This window comes from Roseateles sp. (assembly GCF_039595595.1).
GTDB lineage: Bacteria > Pseudomonadota > Gammaproteobacteria > Burkholderiales > Burkholderiaceae_C > Roseateles.
Genome location: NZ_JBCNLG010000008.1, coordinates 119,734 through 144,498 on the forward strand (window position 1 = coordinate 119,734; position 24,765 = coordinate 144,498).

Consider the following 24,765-nt stretch of genomic DNA (forward strand, 5'->3'; position numbering starts at 1 on the left):
ATGCCTGAGGCCTATCCGTTCACCCTACCGTCGTTCCTGAAATCGGGGAAGAGTCGCAGTCAGCCGGCGAAGTTCTCGCAGGCGGATCCGCGCCGCGGACCGGGGTACAAGCAGGGGACCGGCACTGACGTTCCTGTGTTCTGGGACCTGACATTCCTGTTCAAGCCGGACGAGGCCATCGCGTTCCAGCTCTGGGGAACGCAGAAGCTGAACAACTGGATGGACGACTTTGTCATGCCGATCCGAACCGAGTTCGGTCTGCTCGACCATGTGTGCAGCTTCCTCCCCGACACGCTGCTCCCGGTCAACGAGGATGGACCACTGTTCCGCTACACGGCCAAGATCATGGCCCGCGCGCAGATCATCCCGGATGCGTTCAAGGACGCCGCTGATCTCATCATCGGCTTGCCAAACTGGCGCCTTTGGGCGGACTACCTGGACGTGACCGTCAACCAGGCGATGCCGGAGGCCTGATGGATCGCCGAACCTACTGGGCGACGAAGAGCCCGCTGCCGGCCTATCACGCGATCACGTTCTCGCACCCATCGTTCGATGCGCCTTTCCGTCTGGTCGCAAACCAGTTCGAGCCGGTCACGCTTGGCGGCCAGGTCTTCACGCCGGCCGGGATGACACTCAAGCAGCCGGACAAGAAGAGCGACGCCCAGCCGAAGTTGACGCTGTCGTTCCCGCGCCAGCAGGCGGGGCGGGCGTTCAAGCAACAGATGCGGCGCATCGTCGGCGCTGCCGCTCTTGATCCAATTGCGGTGAACTACTCCGTCTACTTGGGCGACACGGTCACGGCCCAGGTGACGTGGGACCTGTTCGTCGCCGACGCCAACGGGATCGGCTTCAACAACGATGCGGTCCAGGTGACGGCGACGATCGACAACCCGATGCGACGCGACGTTGGGCCGATCTACGACCCTGCCATCTTCACGGGCCTCGAGATTCTGTAGGGCCACTCCCTAGCATCCCCTCGGGTGCAAGCCTTGATGACTCCCGCCGAGTTCGTGAACCGCGCTGTCGGCGTGCCATGGGTTAAGTGGCGATCCGACTGGCGAGGGATGGACTGCTTCGGGTGCGTGGTGCTTTGGTTCCGTGAGGTGCTCGGGGTGGAGGTGGGCCCGGTGCCAGAGATGGACATCGAGGCTGGTTTCCACTCGCTGCCGCAATGGCGCGAATGCGATCCGGAGGCTGGGGCAACCGTCTGGATGGCGTGGCGCGACGGCGCGCCAACGCACTGCGGAGTCCTGCTGGACGCCCGCCGAGTGCTGCACGCCGAAGGAGGAGAAGGCAAGCCGGGATCCGTGCGCATCTCGCGTCTATCAGCGCTGCAGCGGGTCTACGGCGAAGCCAAGTTCTATCGGTACTCCACATGCTGAGCATCTATAACGACCCGTCGGGCGCCACGGGCGCCGAACACTATCGCTGGGACTACGGGATCTCCATCCAGGCAAACATCGAGCGCCACCTGGCCAGCGGCGCATCGTGCGAGGTCTACATCAACGCGGAGCGCGTCGACCCGGCCACCGATGACCGCATGGAACGTCTGCCTACGGTCGCCGACCAGGTCCGCGTCTGCCGGCGGCCTGAAGGGTTCGACCCGCTGACCATTCTGGTGGCGGCGGCCGTCGCGGCGCTGATCGTCTCGGTGGCCCTCATCCCCAAGCCGCCGAGCGTGGCGGGCGCCGGCAAGGACAGCCCCAACAACTCGCTCACGGCCCAGTCCAACGTCGCGCGCGCCTACCAAGCGATCCCGGACGTCTACGGCTTCCGCCGCGTCTGGCCGGACCTGATCCAACCCAGCACGATCGAGTACGTCAACCACATCAAGTACGTCACCGAGTGGCTCTGCGTCAGCCGCGGCGATGGGAGCATCAGTTCGGTCCAGTACGCGGAGACCCCGATCACGGACATCGTGGGCGCGAGCTACGAGGTGTTTCCTCCGGATGCTGGGGCGGGCTATCCCGAGCTGCGCTCTACGACCTTGCGCGACGTCATTGAGACCTTCGCCAGCGACGAGGTGAACGGCCAGGAGATCGTGTATCCAACCGGAGCGGTGACGGTCACTCCGGTCGGGTCGTTCAGTGCAACAGCTGGATCTACCTCGCTGAGCATCACCGTCCCCGACGCGTCCAACCTGGCCCCTCTCAAAGCCCTAGCTGGCACAGGATCGGCGCGCGTCACGTTCACCTACGGGGGCGGGCCCACCGTGTTCGACCAGACCTGCGCCGTGGCGTCCTTCAGCGTGACGGGAAGCAATGCGACGTTCATCTTCACGTCGTCTACCTGGGCGACGACCGAAGCGGGATCACTGATCGACTTCAGCATCACGCCGCAGACCGCCACGTCCTACACGACGATCGGCCCCTACACGTTGCCCGTGGACTGCGGCCGGATTCGGTGGAACACCGTCTTCCTGCGCGGCCTCAAGGGGACCGTGGCGATCAAGGCCTCGTGGTGGAAGGTTGATTCGAGCGGCCTCGAAGTGCCGGGCACGCGCGAGACCCAGACGAACAGCTATACCGCCGACACCTACGACGCGCGGTACTACACGAACACCGTGACGCCGGCCGCGGGAGTCGGTCGGTACCGGTGCGAGTTCAGTCGCCAGACCAACCAGATCGGAGACCAGGGCACGGATGTCGCCAAGTTGGAGGAGCTGTATGCCGTTCGCTACTACGCGACCAAGACACTTCCAGGCGTCACTGTGATCCGAGTGACCACGAAGGCCACGAGCGAGGCCACCGGCTTCAGCGATCGCAAGTTCAACCTCCGGTGGTTGCGCAAAGTGCGCGCGCTCGACAGCGACGCGATCAGCACCTCGCGCAACTTTGCCCGCGCGATGGCGCACGTCTGGACGCTAGCCGGCTACGACATCAGCGGCATCGACGTGGAGACGCTGGCCGACATCAACGACCGGCTGGGAGAGACATCACCGCTGCTGCGCTTCGATGGCAGCTTGGACGACGCGGACATGAGCTTGGGCGAGCGGATGGCGCTGATCGCCAATCACGCGCGATGCGTGGTCTGGCGAGATGGAACGAAGTGGACCGTCAGTCGCGACGAGAGGAAAGACGAACCGGAGGTCCAGTTCGACTACCGGAATCTTTCCAGCGGAGGCAACTCTACGATCAACTTCTCCGCCCAGATGCCTGACTCGCACGATGGCGTCGAGGTCGAGTTCGTAGACGAGGTATCGCAGAGCAAGAAGTCATACATTCGCCTGGCCATCAGTGCAGGAGCCATCGTGGAGTCGTCGAGCGCGAACCCGTCGAAGGTGAAGCTTCCTGGCTGCACGACTCGCGACCAGGCTATGAACCGCGCCCAGTTGGAGATCCGCCGACTGCTCTACCAGCGCGAGAACGTGAGCGACACCGCGTTGGCGGACGCCGGATCCATCGGTCCGGGAAGCCTGGTCCGCTACATCGACCCCAACGACTTCGCGGGCGATGATGGGCTGCAGGGCGGTGAGGTCATATCCATCGCCGGCCTGATCATCACGACCAGCGAACCGCTGGACTGGAAGGGTGAGATCGACGGCCGCCTGATCGTGACCGGAACGGATGGCCGCAGCTCCGCGACGGTTCGTTGCTGGCCTGTCGACGGGGATCTCTATGCCGCGCGCCTGGAGTCTGTCCCGCCGAATCTCTATGTCTCCGACGCTGCGCGCCAGTGCGGCTCGCGCTATGCCTTTGGTCCGGGCGTTTCGGACGCGGAGCTCGAATCAGCTGGGCTCTTCACCATCACGGCCGCCAAGCCCGAGTCGGATGGGACGACCGTCTCCATAGCATGCACACGCTATGACGCGCGCCTCTACGAGTTCGATGCATGACGACGCCTAGCACCACTCCGATCCCCAGCAAGCTCCCGCAGGACCTGCTGTTCAATGCGGAGAAGTTGGACGAGGGCGTCAATAGCTCGGCCCAGACCTACACAGATCGGTTCGGCACCAATCGCCTGACGGTACAAGGCTCGATCGATACCTTCCGGGCCATCAACCCACGCGGCGCGTGGGCGACCGGTACCGTCTACGCGGCGCGCGACGTCGTTACGAACGGAGGATCGTGGTGGATCTCCCTTGATGGACACACCGCGGGCGCGACGTTCGCGGGTGACCAGGCGGCGCACTGGCGACCGTATCAACTGCTCACCGGTGACGTGACGATCGTGGTCGCCGGCGGTGTTGCAGACCGGGCCCAGTTGGCAGCGGCGGATGCGATCGGGCGACCGATCGCCATCATCGGCATCGCAAAGTGCGAGTCGCCGCTGACGATTACTGCCCCGCTGGTGGACAGCTTCAAGCAGATGTTCACGCTGGACAGCCAGCACCAGATTGGAAATGGCTGCATCAACCGGCCGGAGTGGTACGGCCCGAGCGGCACTGATGCCGGCGTGATCCGCTACGCAGTGAATACCACGCTGAAAGCGACGATCCCGCTCCGGACCGGCTACTCCTACCGGTCCGGCTACGACACGGCAACGGCAGCCATGTTTACCAACCGCGGCGGAACGCCGGGCGTTGATTACATGATCAAGCCCAATATCACGATCCAGGGTGAGCAGTTGCCAGACTATGTCGGCACGCCTGGAGCGGAGACAGGATTCACGAACGGAGCTGTCATTCGTGGCCGCTTCTTCGTGTCCTCTGAGGCGGAGAACTTCTACATCGACAACGTCGGCATTGACGTCAGCGCAGCGGTGAACACGGCGCTATACGGCGGGGCGGACTCAGATGGGATGTGCATCGTTCAGGTCAACAAGAACACGCCCCTGATCGGTAAATCTGGACGCATGGGCCGCGTTCGTGTTCTCGGCCCGGGAGGCGCGACCCTGGGTCACGGGATCCTCCTGGAGGCGCTGGACAAGGTCGAGTTCGATTATCTGGAGTCGCGCCGGCATTACCACAACATCGTGGTGAAGGCCCGCAATGTCAACGGCACCGCAGCGATCGGCCTGGAGGCGTCGGGCGAGTCGGTGATCATCAAGTCCGACAGCTACGCCCCGATGGCAAACGTACGCATCGCTCTGGTCGATGCGCGGTCTCTGGATGCCACCGTGGACACGACGGCCGGCCTGATCGTGGAGGCGACCACCGCCTCTGGCAGTAATGTGCAGATCGGCCAGTTGATCACCAGCAAGAAGGCCAACGGCGTCATCGCGCGCTCGCAGCCGGGCTTCACGCTCAGCAACGTCACGATCGGCAGCCACGAGAGCAGCGATTGCCCGATCGGTGTGTTCCTCTCCGGTGATGTGCGAGGCTTCAAGCAAGTTAGCGGTTCGATCGAGAACGCGACCGTTGGTGTGGAAATCGATGGGACCTGCACAGACGCCAGCAACGCCATCCTGAACACGCGCATCAAGAACGTGACAGATGGCTTCCGGCTGCGCGGCCGGATCGTTGCCGACAACATCGACTTCGACACGGTCACGGGATATGCCCTGAACTACCAAACCGTCGCGGCGCGGATCCGCCTGGGGCGCCGCACCCTCACCAGCGTCGCCGCCTTCTGGCCGCTGTCGTTCAACCTAGTCGCGCCTTGGGTGAACGAAGGCAACGCGGCGAATCCGACGTTTGACGTGACCCTTGAGAACAACCAGGTCCGCCTGTCGGGCTACATCAAAGGGGGCACAGCCGCCACTTTCGTCACCGGCTTCTCGACCCAAATGCGGCCGGCGAAGAACACGGCGCGCTCGACCTTCGGACGCAATGGCGCCACCAGCGTGTTGCAAGAGGTGCAGATCGTGCCGAACGGAGACCTGCAATTGCCGGCATATGCCTCGGCGCCCACCTACATCTCGCTTGAGGGCGTGTCTTGGGATGTCCCGTTCTAACGGGATCACGTGAGGGAGGAAGCAGAAATGAAGCAAGAACTCAAAGACATCGCAGTCGAGGTAGCAACGAAGACCGCGCCGGCCGGCGGCCTGCTGGCGTGGTCAACAGACTGGCTCTCGCAGATCAACTGGAACGTCTTTCTTGGCGCCGTGCTGATCGTGCTGCAGATCCTGTACCTGCTGCGCAAGTGGTGGCGCGAGGAGACCAGCTTCGGAGTCTGGATGCGCCGCAAGGTCGGCGCGCCGGTTGTCAGCAAGCCGATGGAGCTGGACGAATGAACAAGCTCAAGGCCGTCGCCACGGCTTCAGCTGCGGTCCTCGCACTCGCCGCGCCCGTGGTCATGACCTTCGAGGGCCTGCGCACGGACCCGTATCGCGACCCGGTCGGCATCCTGACGGTCTGCTACGGCGAGACGCACGCGCCGATGCGCCGCTACTCGCCGGCCGAGTGCCAGGACATGCTCGCCGCCTCGCTGGCACAGCACTGGCAGCAGATCGCGGCGTGCGTGCCGGCGGATGCGCCGGATCGCGTCAAGGCCGCCTCGGCGTCCTTCGCCTACAACGTCGGGCCCGCGGCCTTCTGCGGGTCCAGCATGTCCCGCAAGCTGCTCGCGCGCGACTACGCGGGCGGCTGCGCGGAGCTCTCCCGATGGACCTATGCCGGCGGCCAGCAGTTGCCCGGCCTCGTGAAGCGCCGCGCGGCCGAGCGTGCGCTGTGTGAAGGACGCGCATGAGCGAGAAGCCCACGAACCCGAAGGACGCCATCGGCGCCAACAAGCTGCCGCTGCACTTGTGGCCGCCGGCCGCCACCGCGTACGGCTGCATCGGCTTGGCCGAGGGCGCGCTGAAGTACGGGCGCGGCAACTGGCGCGAGGCCGGCGTCAAGGCGTCCATCTACATCGACGCCTGCAAGCGCCATCTGGACGCGTGGTTCGAGGGCGAGGAGTGCGCGCCGGACTCCGGCTCTCCGCACCTGTCCAACGCGCTCGCCTGCCTGGCCATCCTGGTCGACGCGAAGACCACCGGGAAGCTGATCGATGACCGCAACTTCAACGGCGCCGGCTACCGCGCGCTGGTGGAGCAGCTGACGCCGCAGGTCCAGCACCTGAAGGACCTCTTCAAGGACAAGTCGCCGCGGCACTTCACGATCGCCGACAACGGGAGCGCCGAATGAGCATCCTCGTCACGCTGGGCCTGCTGAGCTTCGTCTTCGTCGCGGTCTTCACCTGGCGGGCCTACACGCGCGCGCCCGGCGCTGGCCAGTCGCCGCGCAGCGCAATCATCGAGGCCTGGGCCAACATCGCCGTGGGCTTCTCGATCAACTTCGCGGCGAACCTGCTGATCCTGCCGCTTGTCGGCGCCACGCTGACGGCCGGGAGCAACTTCTGGCTCGGGTGGATCTACACCGCGGTCTCGATCGTTCGGCAGTACGTGATTCGGCGCTGGTTCAACGCGCGCCTCGTCGCGATGTCGAAGCGGCTGGCCGGGGAACGCCCATGAATCCCTACGCGATCCTCGGCGCCGCGCTCCTGGCGATCGCCGCCTACGGCGCCGGCCGCTGGGACGGCGGACGGCTGAAGGAGGGCGAGCAGGACCGCACGAAGCTGGCGGTCGAGGAAGCCGCGCGCGCCGCGCGCGAGTCCACCGCCAAGGCCATCGCCTCCATCAAGGTCCAGAACACCACCATCCAGCAGCGTCTGGAGAAAGAGGTCCGACGTGAACCGGTCTATCGTGATTGCCGCCTTACTCCTGGCGGGCTGCGCGACCTCAACGAAGCCCTCGCCGGCACCGGACCAGTCGCAGGTCCTGGCGGCGTGCCCGCTTCTGACGCCGCTCTCTGACGACACCATGGGCGCCGTCGTGCTCAAGCTGCAGCAGGTCGCCGGCCAGTACCGCGAGTGCCGCGCCGCGGCGCTTGGCGAGAAGGGCGCGCGATGAGCAAGCCGCCGCCCATGGTCCTCATCGAGTGGGAGGACGCCACGCAGCTCGACACCGGCGCCTGGGCCAGCAACGAGACGCCGGCATACACGCCGAAGCTGTTCCAGCAGGTCGGCTTCCTGCTGTCGGACACGCCGGAGGGCGTGATCGTCACCTCGGCGTGGTCGCCCGACATCGTGGCCACCCGCGACCAGATCCCGCGCGGCATGGTCCGCAGCATCCAACACCTCCAGAAACCGAAGGCCCGCTGATGCCGAAAGAAGACCTCAACGAGCTGCTCAGCTGGGCCACGGCGCGCGAGCGCGAGTACATCGAAGCCATCCAGGCGACGGGATCCCTGATGCGGGCGGCCGAGAAGCTCGGCGTCACCCGTGGCACCGTGCAAGGCGGCCTGCGCTACTTGCGAAAGCGCGCCGCGCGCCAGGGCTACAGCCCCGCCCACGACATGACCAAGACCGTCCCGGACGGCTACAAGGTCAAGGGCGTGTCCACCTACTACGACAAGGACGGGAAGGCCGCCGGCCAGTGGGTGAAGTCCAGCATCGACGAGGACCGCCAGGAGACCATCCGGCGCGCCGCGATGGAGGCTTTCGCGCAGACCCTGCCGCGCGTGAAGCCGCGCAAGGCCGCCGGTGACCACGCCGCATACAGCGCGCGCCTCATGGCCTGCTACCCGATCGGGGATGCGCATATCGGGATGATGGCCTGGCCGGAGGAGACGGGCGAGGCCTGGGACCTGAAGATCGCCGAGGAGATCCACACCTCCGCGATGGCCGCGCTGGTCGAGATGGCGCCGGCCTGCGAGGAGGCGGTGATCGTCAACTTGGGCGACTGGTACCACGCCGACAACATGGAGGGCGTGACCACGCGCTCCGGCCACCGCCTGGACATGGACAGCCGCTACGCCAAGATGGCGCGCACCGGCGTGCTGATCATGCGCACGATGGTCGAGACCGCGCTGTCGAAGCACAAGAGGGTCCGCGTGATCAACGCCGTCGGCAACCACGACGACACCGGCTCGCTGATGCTGAGCATCTGCCTGGCCAACATCTACGAGCACGAGCCGCGGGTGATCGTCGACACGAACCCGACCCCGTGCCACTACATCCGCCACGGCGCGACCTTCGTGGGCGTCCACCACGGCCACAGCATCAAGCCCGAGCGGCTGCCCGGCGTCATGGCCACGGACCGCCCGAAGGACTGGGGCGAGACGACGCACCGCTACTGGTGGATGGGCCATGTGCACCACCAGTCGGTCATGAAGGATCACCCGGGCGTCTCCGTCGAGTCGTTCCGCACCCTGGCCGCCAAGGACGCCTATGCGACCTGGGGCGGCTACCGGGCGCCGCGCGACATGAAGGTGATCCTGCTCCACGATCAGCACGGCGAGGTCGGCCGCTACACGGTCACGCCGGAGATGCTGGCGGAGGTGTGATGCGCTCGAACTGCCTCATCTTCGCGCTCGCCTTGTACTCGCGGCGCCGCCGCAAGGCGGGATGAGGTTTACTTGAGCCTTCGGCGGTCGCGCTACGGCCGCTTCCCGCACTTCCTGGTCATGCGCCGCCGCCGCGACGGCCTGTTCCGCGCCGTCAGCTTCAAGCCCGTCGATCCGACCGAGCGCAAGGTGCCACCGCCGGTCTTGGAGGGCCGATCGCGATGGGGCGACCTGTAGGCACCTGAAATCGAGCCGTATCGGCTCAGCGCTTGATTTCACGAGCCTACAGCTTGCCGGCGCGTACCGCGGCGTTGACGCCCAGCCGCGCGACCTTCGCCTCAAGGGCGGCGCGGTCCGCCGGGTGATCAGGTCGGCCCCCCGAAAGCACCACAGTCCCTTCCGTCGATCCGACCTGCGGCCAGAAGCCGTGCGGCAGCGGAGACCGACGGACCTCGGCCTCCGCGAGCTCTTGAATCCGCTCGAGGCGGCGCCGCGCTCGGTCGATCGCTACGCGTGCCGGGCTGCCGCTCTCCAGCGGCTCCGGCTGGCCACCATCAGACGCGCCAGGCTCGCCGCGCCAGAAGGCGCACCCCTGCCGTGGGATCACCGCCATGGCGTTGCTGGTAGGCAGGAGGCACATGCCGTGAGGATTCTCGGCCATGAGGTAGCCGAACCAGTGGCAATGCCAGCAGGGCCGCGGGTCCATCCACATCGGTTGCGTGCTCATACTGTATGTTTGTACAGCATTTGCCGCCGGTGTAGAAGGCGGGGCCGTTAGAAGAAGGTCGATACGTTAGAAATTCGGCCAGGAAATGAAAAGAGCCGCAAGGCAAAAAAGCGTTGCGGCTCAATGTGTTAGGTGGTCGGGGCGGCGGGATTCGAACTCGCGACCCTCTGCTCCCAAAGCAGATGCGCTACCAGACTGCGCTACGCCCCGACGAAGCCTCAGATTGTAGCGTGGAATTTCCCTCCCTCTGAAGAACGATTCGAAATCGCTCTTTGAGGGGACTCGCGCTCAGTCCGACAGCTTCTGAGCGAACTGCCAGCCCAGTTCCGCCATCGGCTTCGCGCCGGCTCCCGCCTCGCGCGCCTGCGCGCTCGACGCCGTGCCGTCCTCCACCCGCTTGGCAATGCCCTGCAGGATCGCGCAGATCCGGAACAGGTTGTAGGCCAGATAGAAGTTCCAGTCCTTCATCACGGCGCCCGCATCCCCGCGCCCCGTGCGCTCGCAGTAGCGGCGCACGTAGTCCAGCTCGCCCGGAATGCCCAGCGGCGCCAGATCCACGCCCCCCAGTCCGCGCGCCGCACCGCTCTTGCGGATGTGCCACGACATGCAGTGGTAGCTGAAGTCCGCCAGCGGATGCCCCAGCGTCGAGAGCTCCCAGTCCAGCACCGCCAGCACGCGCGGCTCCGTCGGATGGAACACCAGGTTGTCCAACCGATAGTCGCCATGCACGATCGCCACCTCGCGCTCGTCGCGCGCGGAGTCCGGAATGTGCGCCGGCAGCCACTCGATCAGCCGGTCCATCGCCTCGTTCGGGCCCGTGATCGTCGCCTGGTACTGCTTGCTCCAGCGGCCGATCTGGCGCTCGAAATAGTTGCCTGGCTTGCCGTAGCCCTCCAGGCCCGCCGCGCGGAAATCCACCCGATGCAGCGCCGCGATCACGCGGTTCATCTCCTCATAGATCGCCGCGCGCTCCCGCGCCGCCATGCCCGGCAGCGTCTGGTCCCACAAGACCCGGCCCTGCATGAACTCCATGACGTAGAACGCCCGGCCGATGACGGCCTCGTCCTCGCACAGCGCCAGCATGCGCGGCACCGGCACGTCGCTGCCCGACAGCGCCCGCATCACCGCGAACTCGCGCTCGATCGCGTGCGCCGACGGCAGCAGCTTGGCCACCGGCGCCGGCTTGGCCCGCATCACGTAGGTCGCGCCCGGCGTGATCAGCTTGTAGGTGGGATTCGATTGGCCGCCCTTGAACTGCTCGATCGTCAACGGGCCGGCGAAGCCCTCGATCTCGCGCGCCAGCCAGGCGGCGAGCGGCTCGGCGGCGATCGGTTGCGACGGGGCACGGGTGCCGGTGAATGCGTCGTCCACAAGGTCTCCTGAAGTGGTTCTCTACGGGTGTCTCGAGCCCTCGCCCGAGCACGCCGCGCAGACCCGCGGCGCGCTCAGCGGTTGGCGATGGCCAGCAGCTTTTCCTTGCTCAACACCACCAGCCGCGTCGGCTCCACGCGCACCGCGCCCTCGCGCTCGAAGCCCTTGAGCTCCTGGTTCACGCGCTGCCGCGACGCGCCCAGCAGCTGCGCCAGGTCCTCCTGCGCCAGCTGCAGGCCGATGCGGATCTCCTCGCCCTGCGACACGCCGTAGCTGCGCGCCAGCAGCAGGATCTGCTTGGCCAGGCGCGAGGCCAGGGGCCGGGTGTTGAGGTCTTCCACCTGATCGAACATCAGCCGCAGCCGCCGGCAGTTGAGCCGCAGCAGCGCTTCGTACAGCTCCGTGTGGCGCTGCAGCAGGTCCTTGAAATCGGGCTTGCGGATCACCAGCAGCGTCGTCTCGCCATGCGCGCTCGCATCGTGCGTGCGGGGCAGGCCGTCGAACAGCGCGATGTCCCCGAACCAGATGCCCGGCTCCACATAGGTCAGCGTCACCTGCTTGCCCGACAGCGAGACCGAGCTCACCCGCACCGCGCCGCGCGCCACGCCGATCCATTCCTCGGCCGGCTCGCCGCGCACCGACATCAGCGCGCCGTCGGCGAGACGTCTGACCGTGGCGCGCGCCAGAATGTCGCTGCGCAGCGGCAGTGACAGCTTGGAAAACCACGGCCCCGTCTCGATGTTGTTGCGTTCGGAAATTGTAAGAACCGAGCTGTTCATGCTTTGTCGCTGGCGTGACAGGCCAGCCGTCTCCTGGAAGATGCGGACGGACCGCGTGCGTCGCGGCCTTCTATCGGCCTATTGTGAGGGACGCGCGCCGGCCCCGCCGGCAAGCGCGCCGCGGCGCGAATGATGCGCGGGCGATGCGCATCCGGGGCGAAGGAGGGCCGTTTTTCCGGGTTTGTCCCGGGGAGCGCCGTGCTAGAGTGAAACGCAACTCCAACGAGCAAACAGCGGGAATGGATCGAGATCATCACGACCCGCGCGGCGTGTTGCCGGCGCATAGCGTTCTCGTGCTTGCCCTCCTCACGGTATCGGCGCCAGCGGCCTGGAGCCTGGGCGTCGGCCGACCCCAGGCCGCGTCGTCCCTGGGCCAGCCACTGAATCTGCTGTTCCCCGTCCAGCTCAATCCGGGCGAATCGCTGACCCCCGACTGCGTCCGCGCGGAAGTCTCCGCCGGCGACAACCCGCTCTCCGCCACCGGCCTGCACTGGCAGATCGAAGGCGAGCCCGGCCGCGTCACCGGCGTGCGCCTGCGCAGCGTGCAGCGCATCGACGAGCCCATCGTCGCCGTGCAGCTCAGCGTGGGCTGCGCCTCGCGGCTGACGCGCCAGTACACCGCCTTCATCGATCCGCCGGGCCTGAACACCGAGCCGATGGCCGAGGCCGGCCCGCCGCCGATGCCCACGGTGTCGCCGGCGTTGCAGGCGCAGCGCGAGGGCCAGGTCGTGCGCACGCCCGAGTCCTCCGCGAGCGTCGCGCCGGCATCGGGCTCCGGCCTGGCGCTGGCCGCCGCGGCGAAGCCGGAGGTCTCGAGCACGCCCGAGCGGACCCGCCGCGCGCGCCGCTCCGCCGACGGCGCCGAGACCTCGCCCCGCCCGGCCGCTCAGCGGCCGCTGCGCGAATCGAAGGGCAGCCGCGAGGCGCCCGCCATCGCGCGCGCGTCCGCGCCGCGCCTGGCGCTCGAACCCGCCGAGGCGCTGCAGAGCCCCGCGCCCGCGCTGCTGGCCGCGGAGGCCGCCGCCAGCGCCGCGAGCGCCGCTGAGCAGGCGCGCGACCAGATGCTGGCGATGCAGAAGCAGATCGCCGACATGCAGGCCGAGCAGAAGCGCACGCTGGCCGCGATGAACACGCTGCGGCAGGAGCTGCAGGCCGCGCGCGAGCGGGCCGCCAGCCAGGGCGGCGGCGCGTCGTCGGCCTGGGTGCTGGGCTTGAGCCTGCTGAGCCTGGCGCTGGCCGCGAGCAGCCTGCTGCTGTGGCGCAGCAATCGGCTGCAGAAGCGCGACGCGCGGCACTGGCTGACGGACTCGCGGCACAGCGAGCAGGACCTGGCCGAGGCGCCGCATCCGCCGGTGCCCACGGGCCCGTCGCCGTTCACGCCGACCGACCCGCAGAGCTCGCCGGCGCCGCTGATGTCGCATGTCTCGGTGGATGGGCCGCCGGTCTCGTCCGCGCCGACCACTATCCCGATGCCGCTGAGCGTGGCCGAGGAACCCGCGCGTCCCGCGCCAGTGGCGCCCCCTCCGCCACGCGTGCCGGCGCGTCCGCCCACCACGGCGGCCGACGACGCGCTGGATGCGCTCGCCGCGCTCGACGCGATGGAGCCGCTCAGCCTGCAGCTGGACCGCGACGAGACGCGCCCGGCCCCGTTCACCTCGGACCTGGGCGCGCCCGGCGGCATGGTGACCGTCGAGGAACTGATCGACCTCGAGCAGCAGGTCGACTTCTTCATGGTGCTGGGCCAGGACGACGCGGCGATCGAGCTGCTGTCCTCGCGTCTGAATCTGCGCGACGCGGCCAGCGGGCTGCCCTTTCTCAAGCTGATGGAGCTCTACCAGCGCCGCGGCGACCGCGAGGCCTTCGACCGCGTCGGCGCGCGCTTCGCCGAGCAGTTCCACGCGCGTGCGCCGTCGTGGAGCGATGATCTCAACGAGGGCGATGGGCTGGAAGGGCATCCGGAGCTGATCGACCGGCTCGAGGCGGCGTGGTCCGAGCCCGAGGGCAGCATGAGCCTGCTGCAGGACCTGCTGTCCAAACATCAGGAGTACAGCGGCGATCTCGGCCTGCCGGCCTACCGCGACCTGCTGCTGCTCTACGCGGTGGCGCGCGATCGCGCCGAGCATGAGATCGACGGCAACGAGATCGACGTGGTACTGCCGCTGGACGCCACGTCGCATCCGGATCAGATGGCCACGATGGTGTGGCAGTCGCCGCCATCGGCGCCGGGCGTCGCCGCGGCGCGGGCCAGCCTGACGCAATCGATCGACCTGGACCTGTCGCTGGTCGAGGACGAGGTGCCGCGCGATCCCAAACGCCGCTGAAGCGCCAAGGCCCCAGAGCATCCGGGCGCGTGAGCGCCCGGGAGCGGCGGCCGCGCGGCCTCAGACCTTGCGCAGCCGCTCCAGCGCCAGATCGAGGGTCTCGTCCTTCTTCGCGAAGCAGAAGCGGATCACCTTCGCGTCGCTGCCGCGGCTGTAGAACGCCGACAGCGGGATCGCGGCGACGCCGATCTCGCGCGTCAGCCACTGGCACATCGCCATGTCGTCCAGCGCGGCCAGCGGCGCCGGCAGCGCGCCGTAGTCGACGCTCTGGAAATAGCTCCCGGGGCAGGGCCGCAGCGCGAAGCCGGTCCCGGCCAGGCCGGCGCGGAAGCGGTCGCGCTTGCGCTGGTAGAAGTCGCTCAGGCCCAGGTAGGGCGCCGGATCGCGCATGTAGGCGGCGATGCCGTGCTGCATCGCCGAGTTCACCGTGAACACGTTGTACTGGTGGACCTTGCGGAACTCCGCCATCAGCGGCGCCGGCGCCGCCACGTAGCCGACCTTCCAGCCGGTCACGTGGTAGGTCTTGCCGAAGCTCGACACGACGAAGGCGCGCGCCGCCAGCTCGGGCAGCCGCGACACGCTCTGGTGCTGGCCACCGTCGTAGACCATGTGCTCGTAGACCTCGTCGCTGATCAGCAGCGCCTCGGTGCCGTCGAGCAGGGCGGCGAGCTGGCGCAGCTCGTCCTCGCTCCACACCGCGCCGCTGGGGTTGTGCGGGCTGTTGATCATGATCGCGCGCGTGCGCGGCGTGATCGCGGCGCGCAGGCGGTCGAAGTCGGGGCGGAAGGTCGCCGGATCCAGCGCCACCGGCACCATCACCCCGCCCGCCAGCGCGATGTTGGGCGCGTAGCTGTCGTAGGCGGGCTCCAGCACGATCACCTCGTCACCGGGATGCACCACCGCCAGCAGCGCCGTCAGGATCGCCTGCGTCGCGCCGGCGGTGACGGTGATCTCGGTGTCCGCGTCGTAGGCGTGGCCGTAGAGCGTCTCGATCTTCGCGGCGATCGCCTGGCGCAGCGCCGGCACGCCCGGCATCGGCGGGTACTGGTTGTGACCGGCGCGCATCGCCGCGTTCACCGCGTCCAGCAGCGCCGGGTCGCCCTCGAAATCGGGGAAGCCCTGGCCCAAGTTGACCGCCTGGTGCTGCTGCGCCAGCGCCGACATGACGCTGAACACCGTCACGCCCAGATGGGGCAGGCGGCTCGCGGGAACGGGGGTGTGGACACGCATGGTCGGGAAACCTTCGGGATCAGGGATTCACAGGTCGTAGTCGCTGGCGTCGCCATTCATCGCGCGCTGCAGCAGCGTGCGGTTGAGTCGGTCCGACAGCAGCTCGGCGAAGCTGTAGACGTAGTTGCGCAGGTAGGCGCCGCGCTTGAACGCGATGCGGGCCACGTTCTGGCCCAGCAGGTGGCCCAGCGGGCGCGAGACCAGTTCGCCGCCGGGCGGGTCCTCGCGCACCGCCATCTCGGCCACGATGCCCACGCCCAGCCCCAGCCGCACGTAGGTCTTGATGACGTCCGAGTCGATCGCCTCCAGCACGATGTTGGGCGTCAGGTGGCGCTGCGCGAAGGCGCGGTCGATGCGGGTGCGGCCGGTGAAGCTCGGGTGGTAGGACACCAGCGGCTGCGAGGCCAGGTGCTCCAGGTCGATGCGCTCGAGCTGCGCCAGCGGGTGCTCCGCGCGCATCACCAGCACGTGCTGCCACTCGTAGGCCGGCAGCGTCACCAGCTCCTCGAATTGCGACAGCGATTCGGTGGCCAGGCCGACGTCGGCGGTCTCGTCGATCAGCATCTTCGCGACCTGGTCCGGGCTGCCCTGGTGCAGGCCGATGTTGACCTGCGGGAACTGCCTGCGCAGCTGCGTCACCGGCCCGGGCAGCACGTAGCGCGCCTGCGTGTGCGTGGTGGCGATCGACAGCGTGCCCACGTCCTGCTTGGAGTACTCCTCGCCGATGCGCTTGAGGTTGCCGACCTCGCGCATGATGATCTCGATCGACTTGAGCACCTGCCGCCCGGGCTCGGTGATGCTGCGCAGCCGCTTGCCGTGGCGCGAGAAGATGTCGACGCCCAGTTCCTCCTCCAGCTCCAGGATCGCCTTGGAGACGCCCGGCTGCGAGGTGTAGAGCGCCTTGGCGGTCTCGGTCAGGTTGAGGTTGCGGCGCGCGGCCTCTTGCACGAAACGGAACTGGTGCAGGTTCATGGCGGGGTCACGGCAGGGGAAGGACGGTCGGCGTGGCGGGGTTGAGCGGGTCGGCGGGGAGGGTGACGGCGGAGATCAGGTCCAGCGTGGCGCCCGCCATCGCGCGGATCACCGACGGCTGCTCGCCGATGGCGTCATGCAGCACGAACAGCACGCGCGGGTGCGCCGCGCGCAGCGACTCCACCAGCGGCGGCACGTCGCGGCGCACGTGGCCGCTGGCGCCCAGGAACATCGGCACGATCTGGATGCGCGTGCAGCCCAGCGCCGCCAGCGCGCCGGCGGCGGTGGCCAGGTCGGGCGTCATCAGCTCCAGGTAGGCCAGCGCGATCGGCAGCTCCGGGCGGCGCGCCTGGAGCTCCGCGGCGATGGCGTGGAAAGGCGCGGCCCAGGCCGGATCGCGGGCCCCATGGGCGAAGAGCAGCAGACCGTCCATCAGAGACCTCCCTGGATGCGCTGGGACGAAGCGGCCGGCGATCGGGTCATCGATAGCGGACCAGCCAGTAGAACGCGGCCATCGAGATGCCGAGATAGAGCAGGCTGGGCGCCGACGCGACCAGCCACGGCGTCCAGTCGCGCAGCAGGCCCAGGTGGCCCGTGATCGCGTTGAGCACCACGAAGCTGATGCCCAGCATGATGCCGCCGAACACCTTCATGCTGATGCCGCCCGAGCGGAAGTGCAGGTAGGCGAACGGCAGCGCCAGCGCCACCATCACCATGCAGGCGAAGGGATAGAAGGCCTTGCGCCAGAACTGGATCTCCGGCTGCGCCGAGGACTGCTCCTGCGACGACAGATGGCGCGTGTAGCGGTAGAGCTCCAGCGTCGACATGTTCCAGGTCGGCTGCACCGCCGCCGACACGACGCCGGAAGGGAGCTGGCTCTGCCACTCGAAAGCCGGCAGCAGGATCTCGCGGATGGCCGGGTTCTCGGCCAGCTTGTCCTGCGGCGCGGCCGGGTCCGCGGGCTGGGGCGCGGCCGCGGCCGGCCGGCTCAGCGGCGTCGGGGTGCGCGACCATTGCGTCACGCGCACGTCGTTCATCAGCCAGCGGCCGCCGGCGTCGACGGTCGCGTTCTTCGCCGTCAGCCGCGTCGACATCGCGCCCTTGCTGTCGAACTCGAAGACCAGCACGTCCTCCATCGCACCGTTCGCGCGCGCCCGGCCGACGTGGACCGCGTAGGTGAAATCGCCGTCGCGGTCCTTCATCCACGCGCCCTGCGCGTTGGTGACGCCGCCGCTGGCCGAGGACTTCAGCAACTGCGCCTGCTTGTCCGCCCAGGGGTTGACGAAGTCCCCGACGACGAAGGCCAGCACCGCGAAGGCCAGCGCCATCACGCTCAGCAGCCCGAGCGCCCGCTGCGGCCCGAGCCCGCCGGTGCGCAGGATGGTGAACTCGCTGGACTGCGCCAGCCGCGCCATGCTGAAGATCGTGCCGATCAGCACCGCGATGGGCATCAGCTCGTAGAAGCGGCCCGGCAGCTTCAGCACGCTGGACCAGATCGCCAGCCCGATGCCCAGGCCCAGGCGCTGGAAGCGGTCCAGGTCGTCGATGAAGTCCAGGAAGAAGAACAGCGCCAGGAACCCGGCCATGACCAGGGCGAAGGAGCTCAGGATGTCGCGGTACAGCAGCCGCCGCACGGTTCTCATGTGGGCACTCCCGGCGTGGACGAGGACATCGAGGCCGGCGCGATCACCGCGGCGGGCGGCGGCGCGAGCACCGTTTCCGCATAGGCGGGGTTGTCCGGCGGCGCCGGGAGCACGCCGCTGCGCGGCGCCCCCAGGCGCGCGCCCTGTTCGCGCCAGAGCAGCAGCAGCATCGTCACCGCGAAGGCGCCGCCATGCAGCGCCAGCAGCGCCGGGCCCAGCCTGGCCTTGCCGCCGGTCACCCAGGTCTGGGTCAGGTTGATCAGATTGAAATAGACCACGAACGCGAGCAGCGCGAACAGCAGGTTCCAGTTGCTCGCCCGCCGGGGATTGGTGGCCGAGATCCCGATCCCCAGCAGCACCAGGTTGAGGCAGCCCAGGATCATGCCGAAGCGCCAGGCCAGCTCGCCGTCGTTCTGCGGACCGCGATCGCGCAGCAGATCCAGCGTCGGCCGGGCCTTGGGCGCGCGGCTGCCGCCCACGCGCATCACCTCGTCATCGACCACCACCCGGTACTGCTGGAAGCGCGCCACCGACTTGTCGCCATTGCGCAGGTCGACGTCGTTGCGCTGCCCGTGTTCCAGCACCAGCACGCGCTGGTTGTCCTGGTACTGCAGCGCCCCGCGCGCCGAGGTCGTCACCGACTCCAGGTGCGGCGTGTTGTTCATGATGAAGACGTTGCGCGCGGCCGCCTCGTCGGCGGGATCGCGTTCGATGAAGAACACCCGCGAGCCGTCGTTGGAGGTCTGGAACTGCCCCGGTGCGACCCGCGACAGGTCGCTGCGTTGCTCGAACTGCTCGCGCAGCTGCGCGCTGTTGTCGTTGCTCCAGGGCCAGACGATGGTCATCAGCACCGCCACCACCACCAGCACCGGCGAGGCCATCGCCAGCACCGGCCGCACGAAGCGCGTCAGCCCCAGGCCGGAGGCGAACCAGATGGTCATCTCCGATTCCTTGTACATGCGCGCCAGCGACATGACGACCGCCACGAACAGCGACAGGCTCAGCATCACCGGCAGCTGCGCCAGCGCCAGGTATCCCAGCGACAGCAGCACATGCTGCGGGGCCACCGAGCCCTTGGCCGCCAGGCCGAGGGAGCGCACCAGCAGCATCGTCACGACGATGGTCAGGATGACCACGAAGGCCAATCCGAAACTGCGGGCGAGTTCTTTGCGTACTGATGAATCGAATAACATCCGGGCACTTTATCTACTTCTCGATATTATGGACTTTCGCTCTCAGATCGCGTCCCTCGACGCGCTGGCGTCGCACGGTGCCGACGCCCTGGTGCTGATCGTCGCGGGCGACAGCCTGCCGGCATCGCTCGACAAGACCGTGGCCGCGCTGGTCAAGGACGCCATCAAGCTGGGCGAGCTGGAGCTGAAGGCGGGTCAGGTCTTGACCCTGGTGCGTCCGGCCGGCCTGAAGGCGCCGCGCCTGGTGATCGCCGCCAGCGGCGCCGCCACGCTGAAGGCGGCCCGCTCCGCGCTGACCGCGGCGCTGGGCCAGATCAAGGGCAAGGGCGCCACGGGCGCCTCGATCGCCTACGCCGGCTTCGGCGCCGAGCTGACCGAGTCCCTGGCCGAGCAGACCGTGCTGGCCGCCCAGGACGCCGTCTATGTCTATCGCGAGACCAAGCCCAGCGCCCCCGCCGCGTCGAAGCTGACGAAGATCGCCCTGCTGCACGGCAAGGACGAGGCCAAGGCCGTCAAGGCCGGCCTGGCGCGCGGCCAGGCCATCGGCGCCGGCATCGCGGTCGCGCGCGAATGCGCCAACCTGCCGCCCAACGTCGCCACCCCGGCCTACCTGGCCGACCAGACCAAGGCGCTGACCAAGAGCCACGGCATCAAGGTCGAGGTGCTGGATCAGAAGGGCATCGAGAAGCTGGGCATGGGCTCCTTCCTGTCGGTGGCCAAGGGCTCCGACGTGCCGCCGCGCTTCATCGTCGCCAAGTACGAAGGCGCCGCCAGGACGCAGGCGCCGATCGTGCTGGTGGGCAAGGGCATCACCTTCGACTCGGGCGGCATCTCGCTCAAGCCGGGCGCCGGCATGGACGAGATGAAGTTCGACATGGGCGGCGCCGCCTCCGTGCTGGGCACGCTGCGCGCGGTGGCCGAGCTCAAGCCCAGGATCAACCTGGTCGTGCTGATCGCCGCCTGCGAGAACATGCCCAGCGGCCGCGCGGTCAAGCCGGGCGACGTGGTGACGTCGATGTCGGGCCAGACCATCGAGATCCTGAACACCGATGCCGAAGGCCGCCTGATCCTGTGCGACGCGCTGACCTATGCCGAGCGCTTCAAGCCCGCGGCGGTGGTCGACGTCGCGACGCTGACCGGCGCCTGCGTGATCGCGCTGGGCGGCGTGCGCTCCGGCATGTACGCGAGCGACGACGAACTGGCGGCGGCGCTGTCGGCCGCCGGCGAGACGGCGCTGGATCCGTGCTGGCGCCTGCCGCTGGACGACGACTACGCCGACGGCCTGAAGACCAACTTCGCCGACGTCGCCAACGTGGCCGGCCGCGAGGGCGGTTCCATCACGGCGGCGAAGTTCCTGCAGCGCTTCGCCTCCAAGTACCGCTGGGGCCACCTGGACATCGCCGGCACCGCCTGGAAGGGCGGCGGCGCCAAGGGCGCCACCGGCCGTCCGGTCGGCCTGCTGACGCACTTCGTGCTGTCGCAGGTCCGCTGAGCGCGCGGCGCATTCCTCGCAAGCTGACAAGGGAAGGGCAGGTCCGGTGACGGAGGTCAACTTCTATACCGGCGTGCCCGACCGCCAGATCTATGCCTGCCGCCTGCTGCGCAAGACGCAGGCGGCCGGGCTGACCGTGGGGGTGTGGGGGCCGATGCGCCTGCTGGAGCGGCTGGACCAGACGCTCTGGACCTTCGAACCCGGCGAGTTCCTGCCGCACCTGCTGCTGCGTCCCGACACGCCGGCGCAGCTGCGCGAACGCACCCCGATCCTGCTCTCGGACCAGCTCGACGCGCTGGCCGGGTGCCAGGTCTTGCTGAACTTCGAGCCCGGCGTGCCGCCCGGCCTCGAGCGCTTCGAGCGCGTGCTGGAGCTGGTCTCCGCCGACGCCGACCAGGTCGCCGCGGGACGCGCGCGATTCAAGGCCTACAAGGCCCTCGGACTGACTCTGAATCATCACGTGATGTCGGCTTGAACGCCGGCATCGAGCATCGCGAACGATCGCGCCGCCCTGGTGCCGCGGCGCGCGGACGTGGTGCCGCGATGCCCATGGACAGGGCGCTGGCGGGGTTTTCAAGCAGGCGGGTGGGCGGATTTCCGCACTCTTCGTGCGAGGGTTGTGTGCGCCTTCGCACTCCTGCGAAAACTATCCGGGTTTGCCCCGGTGACAAGGGCGCGACAACGCTCGGCCCTCGGCCGCGTTCACAGCATTTTCACTATGGAGTCTCCCCCGCCTTCGGGGTATGGTCGCTCGCGTTGAGAACTCAACGTCATTCCACATATCCCGAGTCGGAGGTTCCTAGATGCAATCCAAGCTGAATGTGATCGTGGGCGCAATCGCCATTGCCGCGAGCGGCGTCGCGATGGCGCAGGATGCGGTGGTCAAGATCGGCCACGTGGGTCCGACCAGTGGCGCCATCGCGCACCTGGGCAAGGACAACGAGCTGGGCGCGCGCATGGCCATCGATGAGTTGAACGCCAAGGGCGTGACCATCGGCGGCAAGAAGGTCAAGTTCGAACTGCTGGCGGAAGACGACGCCGGCGATCCGAAGCAGGGCACCGCTGCCGCCCAGAAGCTGGTCGACTCCAAGGTCAACGGCGTGGTCGGCCACCTGAACTCGGGCACGACCATCCCCGCGTCCAAGATCTACAGCGACGCCGGCATCCCGCAGATCTCGCCGTCGGCGACCAACCCCAAGTACACCCGCAACGGCTACAAGACCGCGTTCCGCGTCGTGGCCGATGACGTGCACCTGGGCGGCACGCTGGGCAAGTACGCGGTGACGCAGCTCAAGGGCAAGTCCATCGCCGTCATCGACGACCGCACCGCCTATGGCCAGGGCGTCGCCGACGAGTTCGAGAAGGGCGTCAAGGCCGCCGGCGGCAAGGTCGTCGGCCGTGAGTTCACCAACGACAAGGCCACGGACTTCACCGCCATCCTGACCTCCCTGAAGGGCAAGAAGCCCGACGTCGTCTTCTTCGGCGGCATGGACGCCGTGGCCGGCCCGATGCTGCGCCAGATGAAGCAGCTGGGCATCGAAGCCAAGTTCATGGGCGGCGACGGCATCTGCACGGCCGAGCTGCCCAAGCTGTCCGCCGGCACCATCGCCGACAGCCAGGTCGTCTGCGCGGAAGCGGGCGGCGTGGAAGGCGAGTCGAAGAAGTCGCTGGACGCCTTCAAGGCCAAGTTCAAGGACAAGTACAAGGTCGACGTCCAGATCTACGCCCCGTATGTCTATGACGCGGTCAACGTGATGGTCGACGCGATGGTCAAGGCCAAGTCCGCGGATCCCAAGGTCTACCTGCCCGTGCTGGCCAAGACCTCGGACTTCAAGGGCGTGACCGGCACGATCGCGTTCGACGCCAAGGGTGACATCAAGAACGGCGCGCTGACGCTGTACACGTACAAGGGCGGCAACCGCGAGCAGATCGCCGTGGTGCGCTGATCCTCCAAGTGCTGCAAGGTTGAAGGACGCCCACTTCGGTGGGCGTTTTTCATGGCGTGCCGGGATGGCACGCGGGGACCTCATCCGGGCGGCGGCAGCGGGGCGACATGCCACTGTCCCCTGATCGAGGGATCACCCCCTCACTCGCGTGCATTCCCGCACGAGAGCCCCTCAAAGCATTCAGTCAGGGGGTTTGCGCCTCCCGGGGCCTACAGACAATGGCCTCCGTCAGCGTGCCGCGGGATCGATTCGGGGATCCGGCGGCGGTCGGCGGACCGGGTTCAACCGAGTCGGATTGCAAGGCGAGGGCCCCTGCAAACGGGGGGCTTTCAACGCCAGGGGCGGGAGGCATGATGCCCCCCGCAGCGAACCGGGCCTCCTCTGGGGGCGAAGGCTTCGCGGCAAGCGGTCCTGAGAGGTTCACCCGGGTCGGCGAGAGCATCCCACGAGGATGCCGTGACCAGCTTTGGGGACGGGCATGATTCGAATCTTTAACCACTACCTCCATCGTCGTACCCTGATCCAGGTGCTCTTCGACCTGGGCCTGATCGTGGCGGCGGTCCTCGCGGTGGCGCTGAGCCAGGGCACCAGCGAGCACATGATGAGCTTCGCGGCCTCCTACGGCCTGTCCCTGGCGGGCGGCATGTTCGTCATCAACTCCGCCTCCGGCCTCTACTCCCAATCCCACAAGCGCTCGCTGACGCAGTCCTGCGCCCGCGCGCTGTTCGCGCTGCTGATCGGCCTGCCGCTGGCCTACGGCCTGTTCAGCCTGATCCCCGCCACCGTCTCCCACCGCGATCTGCTGACCACCGCCGCGATGCTGGCCGTCGCGCTGGTGATGGTGCACCGCGTCTACGCCGCGCACTCCAGCGCCCAGGGCGCGGGCCGGACCAAGATCCTGATCTTCGGCAGCGGCCACGCCGCGCTGGCCGTGAGCGAGAGCCTGCGCGCCGCCGACCCGCATGCGCAGATCGTCGGCTTCCTGCCCGGTCCCAACGAGATCGACCCGCAGGTGCCGGCGCATGAGCTGCTGGCCGCCGGCGAGACGCTGACCGACGCCGCGATGCGCCTGGGCGTGGACGAGATCGTGGTGGCGCTGTCCGAGCGCCGCGGCGGCTCCATGCCGCTGCGCCAGCTGCTGGACTGCAAGCTCTACGGCATCCGCGTCGTGGACCTGGCCACCTACTTCGAGAAGACCCTGGCGCAGATCAAGATCAGCCACGTGCATGCCGGCTGGCTGATCTTCGGCGACGGCTTTAACCAGGGCGTGCTGCGCAGCGCCGTCAAGCGCGTCTTCGACCTGCTGTCCTCGCTGGTGCTGCTGGTCGCGACGGCGCCGATCATGGCCATCACGGCGCTGCTGATCAAGCTGGAATCGCCCGGCTCGATCTTCTACACGCAGGAGCGCGTCGGCCTGAATGGCGCCACCTTCAAGGTGATCAAGTTCCGCAGCATGCGCAACGACGCCGAGAAGGACGGCCGCCCCCAGTGGGCGACCAAGAACGACGCCCGCGTCACGCGGGTGGGCAACATCATCCGCAAGGTGCGCATCGACGAGCTGCCGCAGTTGATCAACGTGCTGCGCGGCGAGATGAGCATGGTGGGCCCGCGCCCGGAGCGCCCGTTCTTCGTCGACGAGCTCGTCGCCAAGATCCCGTACTACGCGGTGCGCCACAGCGTGAAGCCGGGCGTGACCGGCTGGGCGCAGGTGCGCTACGAATACGGCTCGACCATCGAGGATTCGCTGGAGAAGCTCCAGTACGACCTGTACTACGTCAAGAACCACACGCTGTTCCTCGATCTGCTGATCATGCTCGAGACGGTGGCCGTGGTCCTGACGGGCCGGGGGGCGCGCTGAGCGCGGCGACGGAGCGTTGCGCTCC

The 24,765-nt window shown here is 68.0% G+C and carries 26 protein-coding genes and 1 tRNA gene; 18 read left to right on the forward strand and 9 right to left on the reverse strand.

Features of this window, described 5'->3' with window-relative positions:
- The 13 genes from ABDW61_RS12485 (at position 1) to ABDW61_RS12545 (ending at position 9,445) form a co-directional block, all read left to right on the forward strand.
- Positions 1 to 474 (forward strand): hypothetical protein, encoded by a 474-nt coding sequence (locus ABDW61_RS12485; protein WP_343639035.1) that lies wholly within the window; start codon positions 1 to 3, stop codon positions 472 to 474.
- A complete protein-coding gene (locus tag ABDW61_RS12490) occupies positions 474 to 956 on the forward strand; it encodes a hypothetical protein (protein WP_343639036.1) in 483 nt (160 codons plus the stop codon). Before ABDW61_RS12485 ends, ABDW61_RS12490 begins: the two co-directional genes overlap by 1 nt.
- Positions 957 to 980: 24 nt before the next feature.
- A complete protein-coding gene (locus tag ABDW61_RS12495) occupies positions 981 to 1,382 on the forward strand; it encodes an NlpC/P60 family protein (protein WP_343639037.1) in 402 nt (133 codons plus the stop codon).
- Complete coding sequence (locus ABDW61_RS12500; RefSeq protein WP_343639039.1) at positions 1,376 to 3,835, forward strand: host specificity factor TipJ family phage tail protein; 2,460 nt, start codon at positions 1,376 to 1,378, stop codon at positions 3,833 to 3,835. The genes ABDW61_RS12495 and ABDW61_RS12500 overlap by 7 nt, the downstream gene beginning before the upstream one ends.
- Positions 3,832 to 5,835, forward strand: a complete 2,004-nt coding sequence (locus tag ABDW61_RS12505) for a hypothetical protein (RefSeq protein WP_343639041.1) — start codon at positions 3,832 to 3,834, stop codon at positions 5,833 to 5,835. The genes ABDW61_RS12500 and ABDW61_RS12505 overlap by 4 nt, the downstream gene beginning before the upstream one ends.
- Before the next feature lie 27 nt (positions 5,836 to 5,862).
- Positions 5,863 to 6,114, forward strand: coding sequence for a hypothetical protein (locus ABDW61_RS12510; protein ID WP_343639042.1), 252 nt, complete (start codon positions 5,863 to 5,865; stop codon positions 6,112 to 6,114).
- Positions 6,111 to 6,569: a lysozyme gene (locus tag ABDW61_RS12515; RefSeq protein WP_343639043.1), complete on the forward strand. Its 459-nt coding sequence runs from the start codon at positions 6,111 to 6,113 to the stop codon at positions 6,567 to 6,569. Before ABDW61_RS12510 ends, ABDW61_RS12515 begins: the two co-directional genes overlap by 4 nt.
- Positions 6,566 to 7,009, forward strand: a complete 444-nt coding sequence (locus ABDW61_RS12520; protein WP_343639045.1) for a dATP/dGTP diphosphohydrolase domain-containing protein — start codon at positions 6,566 to 6,568, stop codon at positions 7,007 to 7,009. The genes ABDW61_RS12515 and ABDW61_RS12520 overlap by 4 nt, the downstream gene beginning before the upstream one ends.
- Positions 7,006 to 7,335: a hypothetical protein gene (locus ABDW61_RS12525; protein WP_343639047.1), complete on the forward strand. Its 330-nt coding sequence runs from the start codon at positions 7,006 to 7,008 to the stop codon at positions 7,333 to 7,335. The genes ABDW61_RS12520 and ABDW61_RS12525 overlap by 4 nt, the downstream gene beginning before the upstream one ends.
- Complete coding sequence (locus tag ABDW61_RS12530; RefSeq protein ID WP_343639049.1) at positions 7,332 to 7,676, forward strand: hypothetical protein; 345 nt, start codon at positions 7,332 to 7,334, stop codon at positions 7,674 to 7,676. The genes ABDW61_RS12525 and ABDW61_RS12530 overlap by 4 nt, the downstream gene beginning before the upstream one ends.
- A 93-nt stretch (positions 7,677 to 7,769) precedes the next feature.
- A complete protein-coding gene (locus ABDW61_RS12535) occupies positions 7,770 to 8,024 on the forward strand; it encodes a hypothetical protein (protein ID WP_343639051.1) in 255 nt (84 codons plus the stop codon).
- Positions 8,024 to 9,208, forward strand: coding sequence for a hypothetical protein (locus tag ABDW61_RS12540; protein ID WP_343639052.1), 1,185 nt, complete (start codon positions 8,024 to 8,026; stop codon positions 9,206 to 9,208). Before ABDW61_RS12535 ends, ABDW61_RS12540 begins: the two co-directional genes overlap by 1 nt.
- Positions 9,209 to 9,280: 72 nt before the next feature.
- Complete coding sequence (locus ABDW61_RS12545) at positions 9,281 to 9,445, forward strand: hypothetical protein (RefSeq protein ID WP_343639053.1); 165 nt, start codon at positions 9,281 to 9,283, stop codon at positions 9,443 to 9,445.
- A 46-nt stretch (positions 9,446 to 9,491) separates the two neighbouring features.
- Here ABDW61_RS12545 and ABDW61_RS12550 read toward each other — a convergent pair whose 3' ends face one another.
- The 4 genes from ABDW61_RS12550 to ABDW61_RS12565 all read right to left on the reverse strand — a co-directional run bounded on the left by ABDW61_RS12550 (position 9,492) and on the right by ABDW61_RS12565 (position 12,085).
- Positions 9,492 to 9,935, reverse strand: a complete 444-nt coding sequence (locus ABDW61_RS12550; protein ID WP_343639054.1) for a hypothetical protein — start codon at positions 9,933 to 9,935, stop codon at positions 9,492 to 9,494.
- Between the two features lie 133 nt (positions 9,936 to 10,068).
- Positions 10,069 to 10,145: transfer RNA gene (locus ABDW61_RS12555), tRNA-Pro, on the reverse strand.
- 78 nt (positions 10,146 to 10,223) lie between these two features.
- Entirely contained in the window at positions 10,224 to 11,264 is a 1,041-nt protein-coding gene (locus ABDW61_RS12560; RefSeq protein WP_343639151.1) for a phosphotransferase, read from the reverse strand.
- 116 nt (positions 11,265 to 11,380) lie between these two features.
- The gene (locus tag ABDW61_RS12565) at positions 11,381 to 12,085 is read right to left on the reverse strand and encodes a Crp/Fnr family transcriptional regulator (RefSeq protein ID WP_343639056.1); all 705 of its coding nucleotides are present in this window, start codon (positions 12,083 to 12,085) and stop codon (positions 11,381 to 11,383) included.
- A gap of 293 nt (positions 12,086 to 12,378) precedes the next feature.
- Here ABDW61_RS12565 and ABDW61_RS12570 point away from each other — a divergent pair, with 293 nt between their 5' ends.
- On the forward strand, positions 12,379 to 14,406 hold the full coding sequence (locus tag ABDW61_RS12570; RefSeq protein WP_343639058.1) for a hypothetical protein: 2,028 nt from the start codon (positions 12,379 to 12,381) through the stop codon (positions 14,404 to 14,406).
- Between the two features lie 60 nt (positions 14,407 to 14,466).
- On the opposite strand, the gene ABDW61_RS12575 is transcribed toward ABDW61_RS12570, so the two are convergent.
- From ABDW61_RS12575 to lptF, 5 genes are read right to left on the reverse strand one after another with little or no spacing between them, the layout of a single operon-like run.
- A complete protein-coding gene (locus ABDW61_RS12575; protein WP_343639060.1) occupies positions 14,467 to 15,636 on the reverse strand; it encodes a pyridoxal phosphate-dependent aminotransferase in 1,170 nt (389 codons plus the stop codon).
- Between the two features lie 27 nt (positions 15,637 to 15,663).
- Positions 15,664 to 16,608 carry a CysB family HTH-type transcriptional regulator gene (locus ABDW61_RS12580; protein WP_343639061.1) on the reverse strand — a complete coding sequence of 315 codons (945 nt, stop codon included), beginning with the start codon at positions 16,606 to 16,608 and terminating at the stop codon, positions 15,664 to 15,666.
- Positions 16,609 to 16,615: 7 nt separating this feature from the next.
- On the reverse strand, positions 16,616 to 17,041 hold the full coding sequence (locus ABDW61_RS12585; protein WP_343639062.1) for a CbiX/SirB N-terminal domain-containing protein: 426 nt from the start codon (positions 17,039 to 17,041) through the stop codon (positions 16,616 to 16,618).
- A gap of 46 nt (positions 17,042 to 17,087) precedes the next feature.
- On the reverse strand, positions 17,088 to 18,251 hold the full coding sequence (gene lptG, locus ABDW61_RS12590; protein ID WP_343639063.1) for an LPS export ABC transporter permease LptG: 1,164 nt from the start codon (positions 18,249 to 18,251) through the stop codon (positions 17,088 to 17,090).
- Positions 18,248 to 19,387 (reverse strand): LPS export ABC transporter permease LptF, encoded by a 1,140-nt coding sequence (lptF, locus tag ABDW61_RS12595; RefSeq protein ID WP_343639065.1) that lies wholly within the window; start codon positions 19,385 to 19,387, stop codon positions 18,248 to 18,250. The genes lptG and lptF overlap by 4 nt, the downstream gene beginning before the upstream one ends.
- Before the next feature lie 85 nt (positions 19,388 to 19,472).
- On the opposite strand from lptF, the gene ABDW61_RS12600 reads away from it, so the two are divergent.
- From ABDW61_RS12600 to ABDW61_RS12615, 4 genes are all read left to right on the forward strand, one after another.
- Positions 19,473 to 20,936, forward strand: coding sequence for a leucyl aminopeptidase (locus tag ABDW61_RS12600; protein WP_343639066.1), 1,464 nt, complete (start codon positions 19,473 to 19,475; stop codon positions 20,934 to 20,936).
- Positions 20,937 to 20,982: 46 nt separating this feature from the next.
- Positions 20,983 to 21,411 carry a DNA polymerase III subunit chi gene (locus ABDW61_RS12605; protein WP_343639067.1) on the forward strand — a complete coding sequence of 143 codons (429 nt, stop codon included), beginning with the start codon at positions 20,983 to 20,985 and terminating at the stop codon, positions 21,409 to 21,411.
- A 328-nt stretch (positions 21,412 to 21,739) separates the two neighbouring features.
- Positions 21,740 to 22,882, forward strand: a complete 1,143-nt coding sequence (locus tag ABDW61_RS12610) for a branched-chain amino acid ABC transporter substrate-binding protein (RefSeq protein ID WP_343639069.1) — start codon at positions 21,740 to 21,742, stop codon at positions 22,880 to 22,882.
- A gap of 478 nt (positions 22,883 to 23,360) precedes the next feature.
- On the forward strand, positions 23,361 to 24,740 hold the full coding sequence (locus ABDW61_RS12615; protein WP_343639071.1) for a TIGR03013 family XrtA/PEP-CTERM system glycosyltransferase: 1,380 nt from the start codon (positions 23,361 to 23,363) through the stop codon (positions 24,738 to 24,740).
- Positions 24,741 to 24,765 lie beyond the last annotated feature (25 nt).

Bases quoted from the DNA above. Each gene is read 5' to 3' on its own strand.
- ABDW61_RS12550 (WP_343639054.1), bottom strand. From the start codon at position 9,935: ATGAGCACGCAACCGATGTGGATGGACCCGCGGCCCTGCTGGCATTGC.
- ABDW61_RS12510 (WP_343639042.1), top strand. From the start codon at position 5,863: ATGAAGCAAGAACTCAAAGACATCGCAGTCGAGGTAGCAACGAAGACC.
- ABDW61_RS12615 (WP_343639071.1), top strand. From the start codon at position 23,361: ATGATTCGAATCTTTAACCACTACCTCCATCGTCGTACCCTGATCCAG.
- ABDW61_RS12575 (WP_343639060.1), bottom strand. From the start codon at position 15,636: ATGCGTGTCCACACCCCCGTTCCCGCGAGCCGCCTGCCCCATCTGGGC.
- lptG (WP_343639063.1), bottom strand. From the start codon at position 18,251: ATGAGAACCGTGCGGCGGCTGCTGTACCGCGACATCCTGAGCTCCTTC.
- ABDW61_RS12535 (WP_343639051.1), top strand. From the start codon at position 7,770: ATGAGCAAGCCGCCGCCCATGGTCCTCATCGAGTGGGAGGACGCCACG.
- ABDW61_RS12520 (WP_343639045.1), top strand. From the start codon at position 6,566: ATGAGCGAGAAGCCCACGAACCCGAAGGACGCCATCGGCGCCAACAAG.
- ABDW61_RS12515 (WP_343639043.1), top strand. From the start codon at position 6,111: ATGAACAAGCTCAAGGCCGTCGCCACGGCTTCAGCTGCGGTCCTCGCA.
- ABDW61_RS12580 (WP_343639061.1), bottom strand. From the start codon at position 16,608: ATGAACCTGCACCAGTTCCGTTTCGTGCAAGAGGCCGCGCGCCGCAAC.
- ABDW61_RS12600 (WP_343639066.1), top strand. From the start codon at position 19,473: ATGGACTTTCGCTCTCAGATCGCGTCCCTCGACGCGCTGGCGTCGCAC.
- ABDW61_RS12490 (WP_343639036.1), top strand. From the start codon at position 474: ATGGATCGCCGAACCTACTGGGCGACGAAGAGCCCGCTGCCGGCCTAT.
- ABDW61_RS12500 (WP_343639039.1), top strand. From the start codon at position 1,376: ATGCTGAGCATCTATAACGACCCGTCGGGCGCCACGGGCGCCGAACAC.
- ABDW61_RS12485 (WP_343639035.1), top strand. From the start codon at position 1: ATGCCTGAGGCCTATCCGTTCACCCTACCGTCGTTCCTGAAATCGGGG.
- ABDW61_RS12565 (WP_343639056.1), bottom strand. From the start codon at position 12,085: ATGAACAGCTCGGTTCTTACAATTTCCGAACGCAACAACATCGAGACG.
- ABDW61_RS12585 (WP_343639062.1), bottom strand. From the start codon at position 17,041: ATGGACGGTCTGCTGCTCTTCGCCCATGGGGCCCGCGATCCGGCCTGG.
- ABDW61_RS12525 (WP_343639047.1), top strand. From the start codon at position 7,006: ATGAGCATCCTCGTCACGCTGGGCCTGCTGAGCTTCGTCTTCGTCGCG.
- ABDW61_RS12505 (WP_343639041.1), top strand. From the start codon at position 3,832: ATGACGACGCCTAGCACCACTCCGATCCCCAGCAAGCTCCCGCAGGAC.
- ABDW61_RS12610 (WP_343639069.1), top strand. From the start codon at position 21,740: ATGCAATCCAAGCTGAATGTGATCGTGGGCGCAATCGCCATTGCCGCG.
- ABDW61_RS12540 (WP_343639052.1), top strand. From the start codon at position 8,024: ATGCCGAAAGAAGACCTCAACGAGCTGCTCAGCTGGGCCACGGCGCGC.
- ABDW61_RS12530 (WP_343639049.1), top strand. From the start codon at position 7,332: ATGAATCCCTACGCGATCCTCGGCGCCGCGCTCCTGGCGATCGCCGCC.